Origin of the sequence: Phytomonospora endophytica (assembly GCF_014202425.1) — a bacterium.
Taxonomy (GTDB): Bacteria; Actinomycetota; Actinomycetes; order Mycobacteriales; family Micromonosporaceae; genus Phytomonospora; species Phytomonospora endophytica.
The window spans coordinates 24013-45000 of sequence record NZ_JACHGT010000007.1 but is presented as its reverse complement, the minus strand read 5'-3'; the positions used below and the strand labels follow the sequence as shown (position 1 = coordinate 45000).

The 20988-nt window shown below is 72.0% G+C and carries 14 protein-coding genes; 7 read left to right on the top strand and 7 right to left on the bottom strand.

Annotated features, from left to right (window positions below; genetic code table 11):
- Positions 1-52 precede the first annotated feature (52 nt).
- From HNR73_RS16820 to HNR73_RS16800, 5 genes are all read right to left on the bottom strand, one after another.
- Positions 53-2794: a helix-turn-helix transcriptional regulator gene (locus tag HNR73_RS16820; RefSeq protein ID WP_184788446.1), complete on the bottom strand. Its 2742-nt coding sequence runs from the start codon at positions 2792-2794 to the stop codon at positions 53-55.
- A gap of 68 nt (positions 2795-2862) precedes the next feature.
- Positions 2863-5331, bottom strand: a complete 2469-nt coding sequence (gene uvrA / locus HNR73_RS16815; RefSeq protein ID WP_184788445.1) for an excinuclease ABC subunit UvrA — start codon at positions 5329-5331, stop codon at positions 2863-2865.
- A gap of 42 nt (positions 5332-5373) precedes the next feature.
- On the bottom strand, positions 5374-6423 hold the full coding sequence (locus tag HNR73_RS16810; protein ID WP_184788444.1) for an aldo/keto reductase: 1050 nt from the start codon (positions 6421-6423) through the stop codon (positions 5374-5376).
- Positions 6424-6576: 153 nt separating this feature from the next.
- Positions 6577-8019: an NCS2 family permease gene (locus HNR73_RS16805; protein ID WP_184788443.1), complete on the bottom strand. Its 1443-nt coding sequence runs from the start codon at positions 8017-8019 to the stop codon at positions 6577-6579.
- A 153-nt stretch (positions 8020-8172) separates the two neighbouring features.
- Positions 8173-9051: a LysR family transcriptional regulator gene (locus HNR73_RS16800; RefSeq protein WP_184788442.1), complete on the bottom strand. Its 879-nt coding sequence runs from the start codon at positions 9049-9051 to the stop codon at positions 8173-8175.
- Between the two features lie 120 nt (positions 9052-9171).
- Between HNR73_RS16800 and HNR73_RS16795 the strand changes: the two genes are divergently transcribed.
- The 7 genes from HNR73_RS16795 (at position 9172) to HNR73_RS16765 (ending at position 18712) form a co-directional block, all read left to right on the top strand.
- Entirely contained in the window at positions 9172-9516 is a 345-nt protein-coding gene (locus HNR73_RS16795) for a YybH family protein (protein ID WP_203686822.1), read from the top strand.
- Between the two features lie 298 nt (positions 9517-9814).
- On the top strand, positions 9815-10324 hold the full coding sequence (locus HNR73_RS16790) for a hypothetical protein (RefSeq protein WP_184788440.1): 510 nt from the start codon (positions 9815-9817) through the stop codon (positions 10322-10324).
- 2 nt (positions 10325-10326) lie between these two features.
- On the top strand, positions 10327-11721 hold the full coding sequence (locus HNR73_RS16785) for a hypothetical protein (RefSeq protein ID WP_184788439.1): 1395 nt from the start codon (positions 10327-10329) through the stop codon (positions 11719-11721).
- A complete protein-coding gene (locus HNR73_RS16780) occupies positions 11718-13103 on the top strand; it encodes a vWA domain-containing protein (protein ID WP_184788438.1) in 1386 nt (461 codons plus the stop codon). Before HNR73_RS16785 ends, HNR73_RS16780 begins: the two co-directional genes overlap by 4 nt.
- A 14-nt stretch (positions 13104-13117) precedes the next feature.
- On the top strand, positions 13118-14233 hold the full coding sequence (locus HNR73_RS16775) for an ATP-binding protein (protein ID WP_184788437.1): 1116 nt from the start codon (positions 13118-13120) through the stop codon (positions 14231-14233).
- Complete coding sequence (locus tag HNR73_RS16770; protein ID WP_184788436.1) at positions 14230-17064, top strand: DUF5682 family protein; 2835 nt, start codon at positions 14230-14232, stop codon at positions 17062-17064. Before HNR73_RS16775 ends, HNR73_RS16770 begins: the two co-directional genes overlap by 4 nt.
- A 187-nt stretch (positions 17065-17251) precedes the next feature.
- On the top strand, positions 17252-18712 hold the full coding sequence (locus HNR73_RS16765; RefSeq protein ID WP_184788435.1) for a carboxylesterase/lipase family protein: 1461 nt from the start codon (positions 17252-17254) through the stop codon (positions 18710-18712).
- Here the strand turns inward: HNR73_RS16765 and HNR73_RS16760 are convergent, their stop codons facing one another.
- Both HNR73_RS16760 and HNR73_RS16755 read right to left on the bottom strand, forming a co-directional pair.
- Positions 18713-19762: a hypothetical protein gene (locus HNR73_RS16760; protein ID WP_184788434.1), complete on the bottom strand. Its 1050-nt coding sequence runs from the start codon at positions 19760-19762 to the stop codon at positions 18713-18715.
- Positions 19759-20877 carry a hypothetical protein gene (locus tag HNR73_RS16755; protein WP_184788433.1) on the bottom strand — a complete coding sequence of 373 codons (1119 nt, stop codon included), beginning with the start codon at positions 20875-20877 and terminating at the stop codon, positions 19759-19761. Before HNR73_RS16755 ends, HNR73_RS16760 begins: the two co-directional genes overlap by 4 nt.
- Positions 20878-20988 lie beyond the last annotated feature (111 nt).

Here is a 20988-nt window from a genome sequence, read left to right as displayed (position 1 = left end):
GGTACGGCGCTATCGGGGAAAGCCCTGCGCGAGGGGTAGGGGAGGGGTGGGGTCACTCCCTCGGGCGGCCGGTCGCGGCGAGTTGCCCGCGGGAGCGAACGCCCAGCTTGCGGTAGACGCGCGTGAGTGTCGCCTCGACGGTCTTGACGCTGACGAACAGCCGCGCGGCGACTTCACTGTTCGACGCGCCCGCCGCGACGAGCTCGGCGACGCGGGCCTCGGCGGGGGTGAGCCGCGCGTCGGCCGGGCCCGGGGCGGAGGCCGGTTCGAGGCGGGCGCGTTCGCGCGCGGTGGACTCCAGCCACACCGCGGCCTCGCAGCGGGTGAAGATCTCCTCGGCCTCGATGAGGGTGGCGCGAGCCGCCGAACGCCTGCGGCGCCGCCGTTCCACGTGAGCCAGCGACAGCAGCGCCCGGCCCTCTTCGAGGGGCAGGCCGCGTGCGGCGAAGACCTCGCGCGCCGAGTGCAGGAGCCCGGCGGCGGCGTCGAGGTCTCCGTTGCCGACCAGGACCGCCGCCTCGGCGCGGTCGAGTTCGGCCAGGACCGGTCGCCGGTCGTACTCGACGGCCGCCGCCCGGGACTTGTCGCAGATCTCGGCGGCGGCGCTCAGCTCCCCGGCGATCGCGAGGGCCTCGACGAGTTCGGCGTGCCAGTGCAGGACCGACGGGTCGGACACCTCGAAGGCGGTGTGCAGCGTCTGCACCTTGCGCAGTGAGTCGACGGCTGCGGTGACCTCGCCGACGGCGAGCTGTACGCGGCCGAGCGCGTAGAGACTGTTGGCGGTGAACCAGATGTCGTGGTCTTCGCGGGACGAGCGCAGTCCCTGCCGCGCGTAGGACTCGGCCATGTCGAGGTCGCCGCAGGAGGCTTCGACCAGGGACGCGGCGTATAGGGCCGAACCGGGCGAGCCCTCGCTGTCGGAGACGTGCGCGATGGCACGGCGGGCGTAGTCGCGGGCCAGGCCGCAGCGCCCGGCGCGCAGTTCGACCTCGGCGAGGCTGCGCCACACCTCGACCAGGGCCTTCATCTCACCGAGCCGCTGGGCCACCGGCAGCAGGCGCAGCAGGTCGTCGCGGGCCTCGGTGAGCCGGTCGTCGAACAGCGCGAGGCGGGCGCGCACGAAACCCGGCGCGCCGTGCGGGCTGGCCGGTTCGTCCGGGGTGGACAACTCCTCGGCGCGGGCGAGCAGTTCGTCCGAACCGGGTTCGCCGCAGAGGAACTGGAAGCGGGCGACGGTGGCCAGCGCCTCGACCAGGAAACCGCGGCCGGCGCGGTCACCGGCCTGCTCGGCAAGATCGACGGCTTCCCTGGCGAGGCGGGCGGCCGCGCGGGTGTCCCCGTCGCGAAGGTGGGCGCGCCAGGCCAGCCAGAGCCGTACCTCGCCGAGCAGTTCGGGCCGCCCGGCGGCGTGCGTCTCGGCGTCGGCGAAGACCTCGTCGAGCACGTCGAAGGCCTGCCCGGCGACCTCCATGATCGACAGTCGCGCCCGGACCCGGTCGGCCGGGTCGGTGGCGCGGTCGAGGACGGCGTCGGCCGCGCGCTGGGTCAGTTCGGTGTCCCCGGCGAGCGCCGCCTGCCGGGCGGCGGCCCGGTAGCGGCGGACGGCGGCGGCGGTGTGCGCGGGCGGGGTCCGTTCGGCGGCGAGCATCGACAGCGCGGCGGCCCTGCGGCGGTCACCGCGCCGCTGCGCGGTCTCGGCGGCCTCGTCGAGGCGTTCGGCGATGGGCTCGGAGACCGCGTCGGTGGACAGCGCGCGGTGGTGAGCGGCGGCGACCTGGTCGGAGACGGCGGCGGCCAGCGCCCGGTGCGCCGAGGCCACGGCCGTCTCGGCGGCGTCGACGCGGAGCGTGTCGGCGACCAGCCCGGCGCTGAAGCGGATCCCGCCGTCCCCGTCGAGGGAGAGCAGGCCCGCGGCCGCGGCGGCGGTGAGGTCCTCGTGGATCTGTCGACGCCCGCAGGCCCGCAGGAGCCGCACCGTCGGCCTTTCGGCGAGCGCGGCGAGCAGGAGGGTCTCCCGCGCTCGCCGGGGGAGGGCGGCCAGGCCGCGGCGGGTCGAGCGGCGCGCGGCGGCACCGATCTCGGGCGGCGCGGGCAGGGGCGCGCGCGGTGGACGGGTACCGAGGGCACCGGCGATGCGCAGGGCGAGGGCGGGGTTGCCTCCGGCGGCGGCGTGGATGCGCCCGGCCAGCCGCGTCGGCAGGCCCACCCCGGCGAGGAGCTCGGCGATCTCGGCGACGCTCCACCCGGGGACCATGAGCTCCTGGCACGGGCTTCCGCACACCTCGGCGACGAGCGCCGGGTCGGTGGTGGCGAACAGGACCGCGAGACGGCCGGGCCGCAGGTTGCGGCAGACGAAGCGCAGTACGTCGGCGCTGCCCTCGTCGAGGTGCTGGGCGTCGTCGACGGCCACGAGCACCCGCCGCCCGGCCGACAGTGCGCCGAACGCGTCGAGGACGGCGAGACGGACGGCGATGCGGTCGGGCGCGGGATCGCGGCCCGACTGGCGTAACAGGGCCGAGAGGGCCGCGCGCCGGGGTTCGCCGAGCCCGTCGAGGATCTCGCCGGGGACCGCGGAGAGCAGGTCGGTCACGGCGGCGTAGGCCTGACCGGCGTAGGCCTCGGACAGATGGGCGCGCAGCGCGACCGCGTCCGACTCGTCGACGACGGTGTTCAGCAGGGTGGTCCGGCCGGTCCCGGCGGCGCCCCACAGGACGACCCGGCCGACCGAGGACAGGCGCTCGCGGAGCTCCCCGAGCACGGCGGCGCGTTCGATGAGGCGGGCGTCAATGTTCATGCGCACTCCCCGGGCACCGGCGACGTGTCCTTGAAAATACACCGATCTTGGATTTTCCCCGCGTGGATTCACACCCAGGCGGCGAGGAAGCGCCCGGTGACGCCGCCCGGGGCCGCGGCGACGTCGGCCGGCGTTCCTTCGGCGACGATGCGGCCGCCGGCGTCCCCGCCGCCGGGTCCGAGGTCGATGACCCAGTCGGCGGCGGCCACCACCGGCATGTCGTGTTCGACGACGATCACCGTGTTCCCGGCCTCGACCAGGCCGCGGAGCTGCGCCATCAACAGGTCCACATCGGACGGATGCAGGCCGGTGGTGGGCTCGTCGAGGACGTAGAGGGTGCGTCCCCGCCGCTTCCGCTGCAACTCGGCGGCGAGCTTGACGCGCTGCGCCTCACCGCCCGACAGCGTCGTGGCGGGCTGGCCGAGCCGCAGGTAGCCCAGCCCCACCTCGTCGAGGACGGTCAGTGCGCGGGCGGCGCCCGGCACGTCGGCGAAGACCTCGCGCGCCCGCTCCACGGTCATGTCCAGCACGTCGGCGATCGACGCCCCGCGCACCTTCACCTCAAGCGTTTCGGGGTTGTAGCGCCTGCCCCGGCAGACCGGGCAGGGCGCGGCCGCGCCGGGCAGGAACAGCATCTCGATGTGGATCTCGCCTTCGCCCTGGCAGTTCTCGCAGCGCCCGCCGGCGACGTTGAAGGAGAAGCGCCCGGCGTCGTATCCGCGCTCCCGTGCCTCGCCGGTGGCGGCGAACATCTTCCGCACGGTGTCGAACAGACCCGTATAGGTGGCCAGGTTCGAGCGGGAGCTCCGCCCGATCGGCCGCTGGTCGACGCGTACCAGGCGATCGACCGCGTCGAGACCGGTCGCGGTCACCCCGGCCGCCGGGTCGTCCTCGACCGGTACGCCCTCGGCGTTGTCCTCGCCGTCGGCGGGCGGCTCGCCGCCTAGTTTCGCGGCCACCACACCGGTCAGCACCTGACTGACCAGTGTGGACTTTCCCGAACCCGACACTCCCGTCACCGCCGTCAGGGTCCCGAGCGGGAAACGGGCGGTGAGGTCGCGCAGATTGTGCCGGGTGATCCCCGACAGCTCCAGCCACCCCGAAGGCTCGCGCGGCTCGGGTCGCGCCCGCCGCTCACCCGCGAACAGGTACCGCCTCGTGGCCGACTCCCCGGCCGCCGCCAGTCCCGGGACCTCACCGCTGTACAGGACCAGGCCGCCGCGTTCACCGGCGCCGGGACCGACGTCGACGATCCAGTCGGCACGGCGCATCACGTCGAGGTTGTGCTCGACCACGAGCAGCGAGTTGCCCGCCCGGCGCAGCCTCCCCAGTGCCGTGAGGAGCGCCTCGGTGTCGGAGGGATGCAGTCCCGCCGAGGGTTCGTCGAGGACGTACACCACCCCGAAGAGCCCCGACCGCAGCTGCGTGGCCAGCCGCAGCCGCTGAAGCTCCCCGGGCGAGAGCGTCGAGGTCGACCGCGACATGCTCAGGTATCCCAGCCCGAGCTCGGTCATCGTCGTGATCCGTTCGGCCAGGTTGGCGACCAGTGCCCGCGCGGCCTCCCCTTCGGCGCCTTCGGTGTCCGGGGTTTCCTTCCTGAGGAACTCGGCCAGCTCGCTCAGCGGGAGGGCCGCCGGGAAGGAGATGTCGTGCCCGCCGAAGGTCACGGCGAGCGACTCCGGCCGCAGCCTTTTCCCACCGCACACCGGGCACGGGCGCGAGGTGAGGAAACGCGCGGCCCGCGCCCGCAGTGCCGGGCTGCGGGTCGTGGCATAGGTGTGCAGGACGTAGCGACGGGCGCTGCTGTACGTGCCCTGGTAGGGGCGCGTGATCCGGTCGGCGTCACGGACGGGGTGGACGGTCACGACCGGCTGGTCCTCGGTGAGCAGGATCCACTCACGACGGTCGGCGGGCAGTTCCCGCCACGGCAGGTCGACGTCGACGCCCAGCTCGGCGAGGATGTCGCGGTAGTTCTTGCCCTGCCACGCCCCCGGCCAGGCCGCGATCGCGCCCGCGCGGATGCTCAGGTCCGGGTCGGGCACCATGCGCTCGGTGTCCACGTCGTGGATCGTTCCGATCCCGTGGCAGTGCGGACAGGCGCCGACCTGGGTGTTCGGCGAGAAGGAGTCGGAGTCGAGACGTTCGGCGCCCGGCGGGTACGCCCCGGCACGCGAGTAGAGCATCCGCAGCACGTTCGACAGGTGTGTCACCGTCCCCACCGACGATCGCACCGACCCGCCGCCGCGCGGTTGCTGCAACGCGACCGCGGGCGGCAGGCCCGTGACGTCACCGACCTTCGGTGCCCCCACCTGCTCGATCAGCCGCCGTGCGTAGGGGCTCACCGACTCCAGGTACCGGCGCTGCGCCTCGGCGTAGATCGTGCCGAACGCCAGCGAGGACTTCCCCGACCCCGACACGCCCGTGAAGACCACGATCCGGTCGCGCGGGACGTCGACGTCGACGTGCCGCAGGTTGTGCTCGCGCGCGTCGCGCACGCGGATGAAGGGATCGTGCCCGCCCGGCGCCGCGTCGATCATGGGATGACCGTAACGCCGGTGGGGGAGGCCGGTACGGGAAACCTAGGCGGCCGCCCGCTCGCCGAGCGGACGACGCCGCTGCGCGACGTCGGTCAGGGACGGCGGCTTCCACGCCCCGTCCGGGTGGTAGACGTTCGTTCCGGGCGGGACGATCGCGTCGATCCGGTCGAGGGCCTCGTCGTCGAGTACGAGGTCGGCGCCGGCGAGGAGCCCGTCGAGCTGCTCCATCGTGCGCGGCCCGATGATCGCCGAGGTCACCGCGGGGTGGGCGACGGTGAAGGCGACCGCGAGTTCGGGCAGGCTGCGGCCCAGATCCGCGGCGAGGGCGGCGAGGCGCTCGACGGCCTCGAACTTCGCGGCGTTCTGCGGCAGTGACGGGTCGAAGCGGCCCGGGGTCAGCGCGGCCCGGCCTTTCGACAGGTCGACGTCTTGTCCCTTGCGGATCTTCCCGGACAGGAAACCCGATGCCAGGGGGCTCCACACGAGCACGCCCATGCCGTAGCGGCGGGCGGTCGGCAGGACCGAGGTCTCGATGCCGCGCGCGAGGATCGAGTACGGCGGCTGCTCGCTGCGGAAGCGCCCGAGCGCGCGCCTCTCGGCGACGTGGTGTGACTCGGCGATCTCCTCGGCGGGGAAGGTCGAGGACCCGAAGGCGCGGATCTTGCCCTGCCGCTGGAGGTCGGTGAGGACCGCGAGGGTCTCCTCGACGTCGGTGGTGTGGTCGGGCCGGTGGATCTGGTAGAGGTCGATCCAGTCGGTCTGCAGCCGCCGCAGGCTCCGCTCCACCTGCGCGACGATCCACCGCCGCGAGTTGCCGCCGCGGTTGGGTCCCTCCCGATCGGGGAAGTGGACCTTGGTGGCGAGGACGATGTCGTCGCGGCGGCCCTTGAGGGCCTTGCCGACGATCTCCTCGGACTCGCCCGAGGAGTACATGTCGGCGGTGTCGACGAAGTTGACGCCCCGGTCGAGCGCCGAGTGGATGATCCCCACGCTGTCGTCGTGGTCGGGGTTGCCGACCGCGCCGAACATCATCGTGCCGAGGCAGTGGACGCTCACTTCGATGCCGGTTCCGCCGAGGACGCGGTAACGCATGCTTGCTCCTTCGTGCTGGTCAGCGCCGGTCGCGGGCGTTTCGCCCGGCCGGATCGGACCCGACTCTAGGAGCTAGAGGGGACTCTAGGTCAAGTTCGCGCGAAGACGGCCGGCCCGCCGCGTGCGCGACGGGCCGGCCGGACCTTCCGCGTCCTAGAAGACGAGCCGCTCGATGGGCTCGGCGAAGAAGTACACCGTGAACAGGGCCGAGACGACCCACAGCAGCCAGTGGACCCGCCTGGCCTTGCCCGCGACCAGGCTCAGCACGACGTAGGAGACGAAGCCCGCGCCGATGCCGTTGGTGATCGAGTACGTGAAGGGCATCACGGCGATCGTGAGGAACGCCGGGATCGCGATCGTGATGTCGGACCAGTCGATGAGCCGGACCTGCGTCAGCAGCAGGAAACCGACGACGACGAGGGCCGGGGCGGCCGCCTGCATCGGGACGATGGTGAGCACCGGCGTGAAGAACAGCGCCACGGCGAACAGCGCGCCGGTCACCACGCTCGCCAGGCCGGTGCGGGCGCCCTCACCGACGCCCGCGGCGGACTCGATGTAGGACGTCGCCGAGGACGACGAGCTCGCGCCACCGGCCGCCGAGGCGACCGCGTCGACCATCAGGACGCGCCCGATCCGCGGGACCTGGCCCTTCTCGTCGAGCAGCCCGGCCTCGCCGGAGACGGCGACGACGGTGCCCATCGTGTCGAAGAAGTCCGACAGCAGGAGTGTGAAGACCAGCAGGACCACGGTCAGCGCGGTGACCTCGCCGAAGGCGCCGGTGACGCTGAAGTCGCCGAGGAGCCCGAAGTCGGGCGCGGCGACGGCGCTGTCGGGGAAGGCCGGGGTCGTCAGACCCCACTTCTGCCCGGGCGCGATCGCCTCGATGACGATGGCGACCGCGGTCATGCCGATGATGCTGATCAGGATCGCGCCCTTGACCTTGCGGACCATCAGCGCGAAGGTCAGCAGCACGCCGAGGCAGAACACCAGGATCGGCCAGCCCGACAGCTGGCCGGAGGCGCCGAGCTGCACGGGGACGGTGGTGTTGGCGGCGTCGCCGATGCGGGTGACGAAGCCCGCGTCGACGAAGCCGATGAAGGCGAGGAACAGGCCGATGCCGACCGCGATCGCCTGCTTGAGCTGCATGGGGATCGCGTCCATGACGGCCTTGCGGACGCCGCCGGCGACCAGCACGCACAGCACGATGCCGGTGATGACGACCAGGCCCATCGCGTCGGCCCAGGCCATGCGGGGCGCGATCTGGTAGGCGACGAGGGCGTTGATGCCCAAGCCCGCGGCCAGCGCGACCGGCAGGCGGCCGACGATGCCCATCAGGATGGTCATGATCGCGGCGATGAGCGCCGTCGACGTGACCAGCTGGACGGTCGACAGGTGCGCGCCGTACTTGTCGGTCGCACCGCCGAGGATGATCGGGTTGAGGACGAGGATGTAGGCCATCGTGAAGAACGTGGCCAGTCCACCGCGAAGCTCTCGGCCGATGTTCGAGCCGCGCGCGCTGATCTCGAAATAACGGTCGAAGGCGCCGGTCTGGGCCGGTGGCGGGTTCTTCGTGGTCGGTGACGGGGACGAGGGCATGATTCTCCCGGAGTTACCGCGGGCGGGGGCGATCGACGATGATCCCTTGACGGTCGCTGAGAGGCTAACCCGGCGGTCGTCGTCCCTGCTCACGGGTGCGCGATGGTCTCGGCGAGGTCTCGGGAATCTCGCGGTTCGGTTCCACGCGGACCGTCACCCTCCGAAGGCTCGTCGCACATGGTCGACGAGCGTGCGCAGCGCGGGACCGCCGGGCGCCTTCGGCCACACCAGTGCCAGCACGCCGGGGATGTCGACGTCGTCGATGATCCGCACGGCGAGGGAGTCGCCGGCGCGGACACTCGACTCGCTCAGGATCGCCGTGCCCAGGCCGCGCGCGGCCAGGTCGGCGACGGTGTCGGGGGCACTGGCCTGGAGGGCGATGTCGGGACGCAGGCCCTGTGCGGCGCAGGCGCGGTCGAAGACCGTGCGGATCCCGGTGCCCGCCGGCAGGGACACGATCGGGCTCGTGCAGACCTCGCCGAGGCTCGGCCGCTCCGACTTGGCGAGGGGATGGTCCGGCCGGACGGCGGCGACGAGGCGCTCGCTGACGATGGTGAAGGACGACAGGTCCTCCGGCGGCGCGGCGGCGGCGCCGATGAGCGCCAGGTCGAGCAGCCCGGTGCGCACCTGCTCGGCGAGACGGTCGGAGGTGTCCTCGCTGAGCACGATCTCGACACCCGGGTGGGCGTCGTGGAAGGCCGACAGCCCGTCGAAGAACGGCGTCACCGTGCACGCGGTGATCATCCCGATCGACAGGCGGCCCCGGATCAGATCGGCCACCTCGCCGACGGCCTGCCGGACCGACTCGGCCGCCGACAGGGCCGCGCGGGCGTGTTCGAGTGCCGCCGCGCCCGCCGAGGTGAGCCGGGCCGTGCGCCCGGAGCGGTCGATGAGTTCGGCGCCGAGCTCCCGTTCGAGCTGCCTGATCTGGGCGCTCACCCCGGACTGGCTGATGTGGACGCGAGCGGCCGCGCGCGTGAAACCGGCTTCCTCGGCGACCGCGACGAAGTACTCCAGCTGCCTCAGTTCCATAAGCGCTGATTCTAGTAGCCATGATAACCATCTGTTGGACTTCCGGAGCCGATCGTCGCAGACTGGTAGGGAACCAGCGATCTTGAGAAGGAGACAGTCGTGAGCGACTACGAGAAGGCCATGCGACCCGAGGACATCACCCGTCTGTTCGTGGAGCGCTCGAACGCCGGGGACGCCGCCGGCGTCGCCGAGCTCTATGAGGAGGACGCCGTCATCGCCTTCCCTCCCGGGCAGCAGACGGTCGGCCGCACCGCCATCCGTGAACTGTGGGCCTCGGTCCTGGCCAACGCGCCGAAGTTCGAGCCGGAGACCCCGCTGCCGACCCTCATCAGCGGCGACCTCGCACTGACCTCGACCCCGCCGAAGGACGGCTCGGGCGCGCGCGCCCAGGTCGCCCGGCGCCAGGCCGACGGCAGCTGGCTGCGCGTCCTCGACCAGCCGGAGTTCGTCACGCCCAAGGCGTGACGTCGCGGGCGGCGCCGGTCACCGGCCGGCGCCCGCCCCGCCACCTGCCCGCCTCGCTGCGAGTCGCCGGGCCCTCACCCAAGGGTCCGGCCGGACGACTTCCGGCTGCTCACCGTGGACTCCGGAGCACTCCCTCCACCCCATCGCCCTCCCACCAGCGACCCCGCCTCCCTTCCCTTACGCAGCATCGGGACTGTCGCACCCGCCGGGTATAAAAAACCCACCACGGACGACCGTTCGTGGTGGGGCGTCGCCGCCTTTCCGGCCAGCGACGCTGCCCGAAAGCGGTTGGAGGTCGATGGTCTTGGTGTCGGACAGGCCCGCTGACGAGAGGCGGAGCACCACACGCGTGCTACCGCCCGTCGAGGCCCGCAAGCTCACGAAGGTCCCCTTCGTGGAAATGGCGGACGGGCGGCTGCAGGGCGTGGTCTCCAGCGGCTCGGACCCCGCCCGCGTCTACGTCTCGTCGATCGGCGCCGCCGAGCACGGACTCGGCTGCAGCACCAACAACAACAGGCCCTGCGGCGGCCTCGGCGGCAGATGGGCGTGCAACCACATCAAGGCGATGGTGGACGAGGCCGTCAAACAGTACGGCCCCGAACGCGTCGGACGTTTCCTCGGCGTCGAGGCCGATGAAGTCAGCACCGGCCGCGACCTGCTCGACCGCATCAACGGCACCGCCTCCTCGACACCGGCCGCCGTGGTCTTCGCGCGTTTCCTGCGCCACCTGACCTACCTGGAACTCCCGTCGACCAGCGGCCCGATCCCCGAGCTCCACTGGTTCCCCGCCACCGGCGGGGCGGTGTGACGATGCTCGCGACACAACTGGCCGCCCTCACCGAAACCCGCGAAGGCCTCACCGAGACGCTCGCCGTGGTCGACGGCTTCGACGACGCCCTCGTCCACGGCCTCAGCCGACTCGGTGCGGCCCAGTCGGCCGCGCTGGCCGCACTCGCCTCCGCCGTCGCGGTCACGCCCCTCGGCGACCGCGTGAACGAGGCCGTCGAGAAGATCTCCGCGGGTTCCATCGGCGACGAACACCTCGCCGCCCTCGCCGCCGCCCGCTCCGCCCTGCTCGGCGCCGTCCACGACGAGCTGATCACCGGACTCGACACCGCCCTCGGCCGTACCCGCACCGCCTGGACGGAAGGCGCCACGCCCGCCGAGGCGATCCGCAGCCCACGCGGCGCCGCACGCGCCTGGCTCGCCGAACTCGCCATCACGGGCTGGCGCGGCGTCGAGCACGAACTGGTCTCCGGAGCCGCCCAGGCCATCGACGGCCTTCTGGCCGACCCGGCCTCCCGCCGCCTGGCCGTCCTCCTCGACGGCCTCGCCGCCGAACTGCGCGCGTCGAGCCCGGTGGCGACCGCCGAACTGGTCCCGATCCGCCGCTGGGCCGACCTGTGGACCCGCGCGGTACTGCTCGCCCAGGACTCCTGGACCCCGGCCGCCACCGCGGAGACGGTCACCGGCCGCCTCCTCATCCTCGGCGTCGACCTCCACGAGCACCCCACCGCCGTACAGGCCGAGGTGCACGCGGTCCTCGAAACACCCGGCGGCCCCACCCGCCTCGTCCGCACGGCCGTGTCCGCCACGAAGGTCGACACCGTCGTCGGCCCGGCCGTCTGGAAGCTCTTCACCGCCTACCCGGTCCTGATCGCCGCCCTCGCCGAACGCCGGAGCGTCGAGATCACCGACATGCCGCTCCTCGACGGCGGCGACCTCTACTGGATCGACGGCCAGGCCGTCGCCGGCGCCCCGGCGGAACCCTTCGCCACGGCCCGCGTACAGCTCGCCGAGGCCGCCGCGCCCGCCACGCAGCCCCTCGACCGCCACCCGGCGCGCATCGGCGAACTCGTCCTCGTGGAGGGCTACCAGCTGACCAAGGGCGACGGTTACGTCGCCTTCGCGATCGGCGACGACGCGATCGTGGTCGACACCGACCGCCTCCCGGCGGCCGGACCGCTCACCTGGAACCTGGTCGTGGCCTCGACCGCCTGCATCGGCCTGCTCCGCTGGGACGCCGGGACCTGGACCCTGCAACCCCTCGCACTCCAGGCGATCGTGAAGAAGAAGCCCGCCGAGGCCCACACCGCCGACTGGGCACAGGGCCCCACCGACCCCAAGGTCGTCAAGGCCGCCGCCCGCGCCGGCGACGCCGTCGCGGTTCTCCGCGAACGGGCGGGACGGTTGCTGCGCAAATGAGCATCGACATCAACCCCGACGAGAACCGCCGCCAGGTTCTCTACTGGCGCCTGCTCGCCCGCGTCTTCGGCGCCGAGGAACAGGCCGCACTGGAATCGGCGAGCGTCGCCATCGTCGACGACATCGGACTGCCCCCGGTCCTGATGGACCCAGGCGTCTCGGTCGACAACGTCGTCCAGCGCTTCCCCGAGCTCGCCGACGAGTTCGACGGGCTTATCAGCGGCCAGACCCAACCCGGTACGGACGGCGCCGAGGACTCCGCAGACCCGTCACGCCCCGGACCCGCCGAGGTCCGCCGCGCGGCACTGGTATCCAAGATCCTCCTCAGCGTCTTCGCCACCGGCACCGGCGACGTCAACGCCGGACAGCTCGCCGACTGGCAGGCCGACGCGGGCTGGCTCGAACGGGCCATGGGCTGCGCCCCCGGCGAACTCCGCGGCCGGGGCGCGGGCAACGCGCCCGGCATCGGCGCCGGAAACGGCCCCGGCAACGGTGAACTCGCCGCCGTCCTCGCCGGGATCGAAGGCGACCTCGTCAAGCGCATGCGCCTGCGAGAGGTCCTCGCCGACCCCCAACTGGCCAAGAAGCTCACGCCGAGCATGTCCCTCATCGAGCAACTCCTGCGCGACAAGGACAACCTCTCCGGCGTGGCGCTGGCCAACGCCAAGGCGCTCATCCGCCGCTACGTGGACGAGGTCGCCGAGGTCCTGAAGACCACGATGGCGCAGACCAGTGTCGGCACCATCGACCGCTCCGTCCCGCCCAAGCGCGTGTTCCGCAACCTCGACCTCCAGCGCACGATCTGGAAGAACCTCACCAACTGGAGCCCGGAGGACCAGCGCCTCTACGTCGACCAGCTCTTCTACAAGCAGACCGCCAAACGGGTCACGCCCGCCCGGATGATCGTGGTCGTCGACCAGTCCGGTTCGATGGTCGACGCGATGGTCAACTGCACCATCATGGCGTCGATCTTCACCGGACTGCCCAAAGTGGACGTTCACCTGGTCGCCTATGACACGCGCGCGCTCGACCTGACGCCGTGGGTCGCCGACCCCTTCGAGGTCCTGCTGCGCACCAAACTCGGCGGCGGCACCGACGGGACGGTCGCGATGGACCTGACCGAGCCGAAGGTCGCCGACCCGCGCAACACCGTCGTGGTCTGGATCTCCGACTTCTACGAGTGGCGCGAGCGCGAGCTGTTCGACAGCATGCAGGCCCTGCACCGCTCGGGCGTCAAGTTCATCCCGGTCGGCGCGGTCAACGGGCGCGGCGGGCAGAGCGTCAACCCCTGGTTCCGCCAGCGCTTCAAGGAAATGGGCACCCCCGTGCTCTCCGGTCACATCAAGAAACTCGTCTTCGAGCTCAAGAACTTCCTCACCTAGGAGAATCCACCACCATGTCTGCTGAGATCCTGCGCGCGCCCGCCGAGGTCAAGTACGCCGAAGAGCTGGACTGGCTGGAGTCGGTCGACGACGGCCCCAAGCCGTTCTCGTGGCGGCTGAGCCCGAAGATGGTGCGGCTGTTCATCCTCGGCTCGGAGCGCTCCGACGGCCTTGACCGCCAGATCGGCCAGAAGTGGTTCGGCGACCGCAGCTTCGTCGAACGCAGCATCGTCACGCTGGCCTCCGACCGGGGACTGCTGCTCATCGGCGACCCGGGCACCGGCAAGAGCTGGCTGGCCGAGTTGCTGTCGGCGGCCATCTCCCGCAACTCGACCCTGGTCGTCCAGGGCACGGCCGGTACCACCGAGGACCACATCAAGTACTCGTGGAACGTCTCGATGGTGATCGCCAAGGGCCAGTCGCGCGACTCGATGATCCCCTCGCCGATCATGAACGCGATGGAGCAGGGCGTCATCGGCCGCTTCGAGGAGCTGACCCGCTCCACGAGCGACGTCCAGGACGCGCTCATCTCGATCCTGTCGGAGAAGTACGTCTCGATTCCCGAGCTGGAGGACGACAACATCGTCTTCGCGCAGCCCGGCTTCAGCATCATCGCCACCGCCAACAGCCGCGACAAGGGCGTCAACGACCTGTCCTCGGCCCTCAAGCGGCGGTTCAACTTCGTGCGCATCCCGGTGGTGAGCAACAAGAAGAGCGAGACCGAGATCGTGCGCTTCCGCACCACCGAGCTGCTCGACCGCCACCGCATCGAGCTGGACCTCCCGCCGACGCTGCTGGACATCCTGCTGCAGAGTTTCGCCGACCTGCGCGCGGCGGCGGCCTCGGCGACCAACGACGACGACAAACTGGAGTCGGCGCTGTCGACGGCCGAGCAGATCGGCGTCCTGGAGGACGCGATCCTGCACAGCCACTTCTTCGGCGACCGGATCCTGCGCGCCGAGACCCTCGCCGGGTCGCTGGTCGGCTCGCTGGCCCGCCGCCAGCCGGAGGACCTGGCGATCCTCAACAAGTACTGGCACGGCGTCATCGAGCCGCGCAGCAAGGCCGACGGCGGCGAGTGGAACGGCTTCCTGGAGGGCGGCCGCGAGGCGATCGCGACGCTCTCATGACCGAGGGCCCTTTCGGTGCGCTCCGCGAACAGCTCCTCGACGCGGCGGCCGCCTTCACCGGTACGCCCGGAGCGCTGCCCGGCATCCTGTCGGGCATGGTCGACGACGTCGACCGGGCGCTGCGCGAGGAACTGGAGATCTTCCCGGTCTGTCACCACTCGCCGGCCTCGGCGCTGGCGATGGCGCGGCGGCTGCGGGAGAAACAGCCCAAGGTCATCTACATCGAGATGTGCGAGGATCTGCGGCCGCTGCTCGGCGAGCTGGCCAACTGCCGGCTGCCGGTGGCCCTGCAGGCCTACGCGACCGACCTCGACGGTTTCCCGCCCGGGTGGGGGCCGTTGAGCGTCATCGCGCCGATCACCGAGTCCTCCGCGGAGTACCAGGCGATCGCCTACGCGCTGTCCACCCCGGACGTCGAACTGGTGGCCGTGGACCGTTCCAGCGACCACGTCTTCCAGTGGGCGCCGAAGGACGATCCGACGGCCGAACCGGGGGAGCAGGCGGCCGTGGTCGCCGACCCCGACGGCGAGGACGCCGCCGAGGGCCAGGCGCTGCACGGTGACGCCGTCGGCATGGAGATCGGCGACCTCCGCCCGCGCTTCGCCGAGCTGGAGGAGCACCTGCTCCACCACGGCAAGGTGCGGCACTGGTCGGAGTGGTGGGACCAGTACGTCGAACAGCCCCTCGCGGGCGCCGACTACCACACCTACCGCCAGGTTCTGGTCCTCATCGGCAGCCTGTTCCGGCACCTGCGTCCCAGCGGCTCCGCCAAGAACGACCGCGACGAGGACCGCGAGCGCTACATGTGGACGCGGATGCGGCAGCACATGGCGGCCACGGGCACCAGGCCCGAGGACGCGATGTACGTGTGCGGGTCCTTCCACGCGGCCAGCCGGGTCGCGGAGTTCGGTGTCGGCGGGACCGACACCTACGAGATCACCGAGCCGAGCGCGACGAAGTGGCTCTACGGGCTGATCCCGTCGAGCAACTCGGCGATCGAGGCGCAGTTCGGTCTCGCTTCGGGTTCGGTGTCGATCGCGTCGGCGACGTGGACGAAGGCGATCGCGAGCTACGGCGTCAAGCCCTTCCGGCTGGAAGGGCAGAAGTCGGCGAAGAAGAAGCCCGCGAAGCGCGCGGCGAAGGCCGTCGTGCCGGCGGCACCCGGCCCGGTCACCGACCGCCTGTCCGGCTTCCTCGCGCAACCACCGCGGCCGGGCGGCCTCGACGAGTCGGAGCTGCTCGGCTGGTGCGTCGACATCGTTCGCCTCGCCCGCCGGAACGGCTATCTCGCCAGCACCGCCGACGCCATCGCGGTGTACGAGACGTCGATCCTGCTGGCCGGGATCCGTGACCGGGCGCGGCCGACGCCGTACGACTTCCAGGACGCGGCGGTCACCTGCATCGAGAAGGACTCCGTCCCCGGCAAGCGCGACGTGCGCCGCCTGTGCGAGATCCTCCTCGGCGGCGACCGGATCGGCCAGGTCGGCTACCACTCCCTGCCGCCTCTGGCCCGCGACGTCTACGACCGGCTCGCGCCGCTCGGCCACGATCTCACCAAACGCAACGTTCAGCGCGTGCTGCTCGACCTCGCCGCCGACGAGAGCCTGCGGCCGTGCTCGGACCTGCTGTGGATCCTGCGCAGGCTCATGCCCGAGGACGCCGCCCGCCCGATCATGGGCGCGCGGAAGCTGGGGGAGCGGTCCATCCAGGAGAGCTGGGACCTCGCGCTGGGCCGCAACCAGCGGGCGCTCATCGAGCTCGGCTACGAGGGCGTCACGATCGAGCAGGTCCTCGAACAGCGGTTGCGCAAGGAGGTCTGGGCCGACAACGCGACCGCGGCGGGTGCGCTGCGGGCGGTGGAGGACTCGATCCTCTACCTGTCGAACCCGCGGTTCACCGACGAGCTCGGCGCCCGTGCCGTCGACCTGCTGTCGGCCGAACGCACCGTCGACGGGGCACCGGAGGTGCTCAGGCACATCCGGCGTCTGCAGGCGCACTACCGGGCCACCCGCCCGGACCTGCCGGTCTGGTGCCAGGACTTCGTCACCGCCGGATACGCGCACTACTGCACGCTCCTGCCGACCGCCTTCGTCGACGACGACACCGGCATCCGGCAGGTCGCGGCCATGCTGGGCTTCCTGTTCAGCATGGAGAGCCTGGCGCTCGCGCTGGGCTGCGACCGGGCGCAGCTCGAACTGGCGGTGCGGCAGTCGCATCCGGAGACGCCGGGCAAGATCGCGCTGCTGTGGGCGTCCCACACGCAGCTCGGCATGCTCCCGATCGCCGAGCTGCGGGAGCGCTGCGACGGACTGCTGGCCAACCCGCTGGTGATCCCGTCGTTCCCGCAGTACCTCAGCGGATTCGTGCAGGCGCTCGATCCGGTCCCGGTGCTCACGCCCTTCGTGGTCGAACTGATCTCGAACGCCTTCGGGCGGCTGCCCGACGGTGTCCTGCTGCCGTGGCTGCCGACGCTCATCACGACTCTCCGTGAGCACGCCGGCGAGTTGGTTCCGGTGCTGATCAAGGAAGCGGGCCGGACGTTCCCCGGCACGCTCCCGGCGGTTGACGCCTGGATCCCGCCGTGGGTGGCGGCTCCCGCCCCCGCGCGGGCTGCGGGCGGGCCCGCGGTGGAGAGCGGGCCGGTGACCGAGCTGCTGCTCGCGCACCGCGACACGCCCGACGCGCTGGCCGCCCTGCTCGGCTGCGGAGGCGAGTGGAAGAACGTGGGCGAGGGCGGGGACGCTCAGGCGGGCGACCCGAAGGTCGGCGGGCTGCTCACCGCCCACCCGGCGTCGGCCGAGGCGCTGGCGGTGCTGCTCGGCGGGGTCTAGCCGGGCTGTGGCGGAAATGTGGGGCCGCCGTGGCGGGCGGTTCTAGCGTCACCGCAATGCGATCGGCTCGCTGCGCGGCGCCCCGGTCGTGTGCCGGCTTCGGCGGGGCCGTCTCCCCACGACGGTCCCGCCGGACACGCGGTGAGGGTCCGCGTCGCGGCGGCCGTCGGCCGGATACCCTGCCGGGATGCTCGACTTCACCACCACGTCCGGTCGCGTCCGCGGGCGGGAGGCCGCGCCCGGCGTCACCGCCGCGCTCGGGATCCCCTACGCCGCCGCGCCTTTCGGTGCCTTCCGCTTCCTCGCGCCCCGGCGCCCCGGCTCCTGGGACGGAGTGCGCGAGGCCAACGCCTTCGGGCCGATCAGCCCGCAGTCGGCCGCGCTGCCCGGAGCCCCCGCATGGGCGCCCGGTGACGTCGACATCCTCACCGTCAACGTCTGGACCCCCGGCGGGCCGAACGACGGTATGCCCGTCGTGGTCTGGATCCACGGCGGCGCCTACACCTTCGGGTCCTCCGCCCAGCCCGACTTCGATGGGACCGCACTGGCCCGGCTCGGGATCGTCGTCGTCACCCTCAACTACCGGCTCGGCTTCGAGGGCTTCGGCCACGTCTCCGGAGGGCTGCACCCCGACAACCGCGGCCTGCTCGACCAGGTGGCGGCCCTGACGTGGGTACACGCCAACATCGCCGCGTTCGGCGGCGACCCGGGCAACGTGACCGTCGCTGGCCAGTCCTCGGGGGCCGCGTCGGCCGCCGCGCTGGCCGTGATGCCCGCCGCGCGCGGCCTGTTCGGTCGCGCGATCCTGCACAGCGTCGCCAGTCCCTTCTACGAGACGGTCCTCGCGCGTGAGACCGCGCGGCTGGTCGCCGCCTCCGCGGGCGTCACCGCCGAGGCGAAGTCGCTGCTCGCGGCACCTCCGGAGACACTCGTCGCGGCCGGTGACCGCGTCGCGGCGTCCTATCGCGAGGATCCCGGTTCGGGCTGGCGCCACTACGATCCGGTGCTCTACGCGCCGATCGTCGACGACGCGACCATGCCCGTCGATCCGCTGTCGGGGATCGCCGACGCCGACGTCGGCCTGCTGGTGTGCTCCACCGCGGACGAGTACTGGCTGCTGCACGCGGTGGGCAGCGCCAAGGACGTCACCACCGACGACGGCCTGGCCTCCTTCGTCAAGGACTACGGCCTCCCCGGCGACATCGTCGACGGCTACCGCGCCTTCCTCCCCGGCGCCGACGTCCGTGACATCTACCTGGCGATCTACGGCGACCAGCTCTTCGGCGAGTACGGCGCGCGGCTCGCCGCCGGCGCGAAACGCGCCCACCTGGCGCGTTTCGAGCGCCGCCGGGAAGGCGTGCGCCCGTGGCACTGCGCCGATGTGCCCTTCGCCTTCGGCACCATCGGCGACCCGGCTCTGGACTTCCTCATCGGCGGTCCCCCCGACGACGCCGACCGCGACCTGTCGGCGCGCATGACCCGTGCCTGGGCCGACTTCGCCGCCACCGGTGACCCGGGCTGGGACCCGGTCGGCGCCGACGGCGGCCCGGTCCGCCTGTGGCACAGCGGATCCGGGCCCGACCTCGGTGAGGCGGCGCCCACCCGGCGCCTCTGGAGCGGCGTGGGTTTCGCGGCGGCGCGGTCCTGATCAGCCGAAGGGGGACAGGCAGGTCGAGGAGTAGACGTCCCGATCGCCGAAGGCGAAGCCGCCTGGCGCGATCCTGACGGTGACGGCGCCCAGGGAAAAGCCGCAGCGTCCGGAGAACTTCTCCACCGGCCTGTCGGGGTGGTAGTAGGGGCGGCCCTCGCCGCTGACGCGGATCACGCCGGGTGCGACGGTGATCAGCGAGAAGTCGCTCGGGCCGGGTGTCAGGCGCACCACCGGATACTTTTCGACCTCCCAGACGACCGTCGGGGTGTTGTACTCGGATCCGTCCTCCAGCGCCACGCGGTTCGCGCCGCCGTAGCCGGCTTTAAAGGGGCAGCCTGTGGGGTTCGGCAGTCCCTGCGCCGCGCAGGCGTCCAGCCAGGCGGCGAGCCCGCGCTGAAGGGCGTCGGCCAGCTCGGGTCCGGCGGCGAAGAGCGGCAGGTACTTCTCGCCGACGATGCCGTCGGGTTGATCGCGCCCGTCTCCCGACCTGGGCACGGCGACGTAGGACGGTGCCGTGACAACCTCGGCGAGACTCGGATAGGGGCGGTAGGCGCCGGGGAAGAGCCAGAGGTTCTCAGCGGTGCTCACGACCCCGTTGAGCTCCAGGAAATCGGCGGGGAGCTCGCCGGTGCGCAGCTTCACCAACGGGTTGAGGATGCGCCAGCCGTCGTCGCCTTCGACGAGCTCGAAACGGCCTTCGCGGGAGGTCCCGTCGGCGGCGGTGATGGTCACGTCGACCGCCGCGGGGTCCTCGTCCTCGTTGTGGCGGCGGACGAGGCGGGTGACCTCCCAGTCGTCGGCCATCGCGGCGGGGACGAGAAGGTCGGCGGAGGTGTCGGCGAAGAAGGCGAGCTGGTCGGTGTACTCCAGCGCTCCCTCGGCGTCGCGCGCGAGCAGGTGCGCGAAGTAGTCTTCGACGACGTCCTCGGGGGTCGTGCGGTTCACCGCGATGACGACGACGGTGGCGGCGACCGCGACGGTGAGCGCCCCGGCTCCGAGGGCCCACCGGCGCTTCCGGTGAGACGGGGTGTTCTCTTCGGTGCTCACGCTTTCCCCTTGTACTCGCAGGTGGACGCCGCCGGACCGGCCGGGAGCCCGAAGCGGCCAAGGGCGGGTATCGCGTAGACCTCGGGGGTCCCGTCGGGGCGCAGCGCCGCGCGCAGGAAGCCGCCGTCGACGCCGCAGTCGGCCTGGAAGCGGACGTCCTTGAGGCCCTTGGTTCCGCTGGCGGTGAGGCGGATCAGGCCGGGCTCGGCCGCCGTCACCGCCAGGCCGACGGCCGGGTTCGTGGCGTCGACGGTGACGACCGGGCGTTCGACGATCTCCCAGGTGACGTCGTGGACATCGCGCACGATGTCGTCGCCGGCCTCGATGCCGTCGCCGACACCGAAAGGGCAGCCTTCGGGAGTCGCGACGGTGAAGGTCACGCAGTCGTCGATGATGGCGTCGGTCTGGGCCTGGACGGCCGCGAAGGTGTCCGGAGAGGGCACGAACGGCGGCGGGGACACTTCGAGCACGTCGTTGAGGTACTGCTCGGGCGGCAGGAGGTCGGCCGGTGCACCACCCCAGAAGGTGTAGCGGCCGGGGAGCAGCTCGATGCGCTGGTCCTGGTAGCCGTGGACGTTGCCGCCGTAGAGGTCGGCGGTGAGCACCTCGCGGCCGTTGACGGCGATGTAGGTGAACGCGGGCGCGGCCACCTCGACCTCGATGAAGGGGTCGATGATGTTCCACTCGCCGCCGAATTCGAGCACCTCCAGGCGTCCGGTGGTGCTCGACGCGTCGTCGCCGATGGTGACTTCGACGTAGTCGGCGACGGGGCCTCCGCCGCCGTACTCGGCGTCGAGAAGACGCCAGCCGTCGGCGATCGCGTCGGGGTGGAGGAAGGTCGCGCGCTCGCCGTAGGGGACGCCGTAGCCGATGCGGCCGACGTAGGTGAGAGCCTCGTCGACGTCTCCGTCCACGATGGCGGCGAAGAAGTTCTCGACGACGGACACGGGATCGTCGTCGCGGCCGACGACATAGGCGGTGACGGCGATGCCGACGAGGAGCGCCGCGACGCCGGCGATCAGGCGGTTGCGGCGGACGTCGCCGGGAGTGCCGCCGGCGGGCTCCGGGGAGGAGGCCGGTTCGGTCGCGGGGGCCGGCGACTCATCGGTCGTCACGCGCAACTCCAGGGGGCTCGGGCACGAGGACTTCCGCAGGGTAAGGCGCCTGTCAAGCGGTGATCGTGACGTGACCATGACCCGGTCGGCACCGATCGGGGACATTCGCCG

What these genes read in the sequence shown, in the direction of transcription:
- HNR73_RS16770 (WP_184788436.1), top strand. Translation starts at nt 14,230, where the DNA reads ATGACCGAGGGCCCTTTCGGTGCGCTCCGCGAACAGCTCCTCGACGCG.
- HNR73_RS16790 (WP_184788440.1), top strand. Translation starts at nt 9,815, where the DNA reads ATGGTCTTGGTGTCGGACAGGCCCGCTGACGAGAGGCGGAGCACCACA.
- HNR73_RS16810 (WP_184788444.1), bottom strand. Translation starts at nt 6,423, where the DNA reads ATGCGTTACCGCGTCCTCGGCGGAACCGGCATCGAAGTGAGCGTCCAC.
- HNR73_RS16795 (WP_203686822.1), top strand. Translation starts at nt 9,172, where the DNA reads ATGCGACCCGAGGACATCACCCGTCTGTTCGTGGAGCGCTCGAACGCC.
- HNR73_RS16820 (WP_184788446.1), bottom strand. Translation starts at nt 2,794, where the DNA reads ATGAACATTGACGCCCGCCTCATCGAACGCGCCGCCGTGCTCGGGGAG.
- HNR73_RS16780 (WP_184788438.1), top strand. Translation starts at nt 11,718, where the DNA reads ATGAGCATCGACATCAACCCCGACGAGAACCGCCGCCAGGTTCTCTAC.
- uvrA (WP_184788445.1), bottom strand. Translation starts at nt 5,331, where the DNA reads ATGATCGACGCGGCGCCGGGCGGGCACGATCCCTTCATCCGCGTGCGC.
- HNR73_RS16775 (WP_184788437.1), top strand. Translation starts at nt 13,118, where the DNA reads ATGTCTGCTGAGATCCTGCGCGCGCCCGCCGAGGTCAAGTACGCCGAA.
- HNR73_RS16785 (WP_184788439.1), top strand. Translation starts at nt 10,327, where the DNA reads ATGCTCGCGACACAACTGGCCGCCCTCACCGAAACCCGCGAAGGCCTC.
- HNR73_RS16805 (WP_184788443.1), bottom strand. Translation starts at nt 8,019, where the DNA reads ATGCCCTCGTCCCCGTCACCGACCACGAAGAACCCGCCACCGGCCCAG.
- HNR73_RS16800 (WP_184788442.1), bottom strand. Translation starts at nt 9,051, where the DNA reads ATGGAACTGAGGCAGCTGGAGTACTTCGTCGCGGTCGCCGAGGAAGCC.
- HNR73_RS16765 (WP_184788435.1), top strand. Translation starts at nt 17,252, where the DNA reads ATGCTCGACTTCACCACCACGTCCGGTCGCGTCCGCGGGCGGGAGGCC.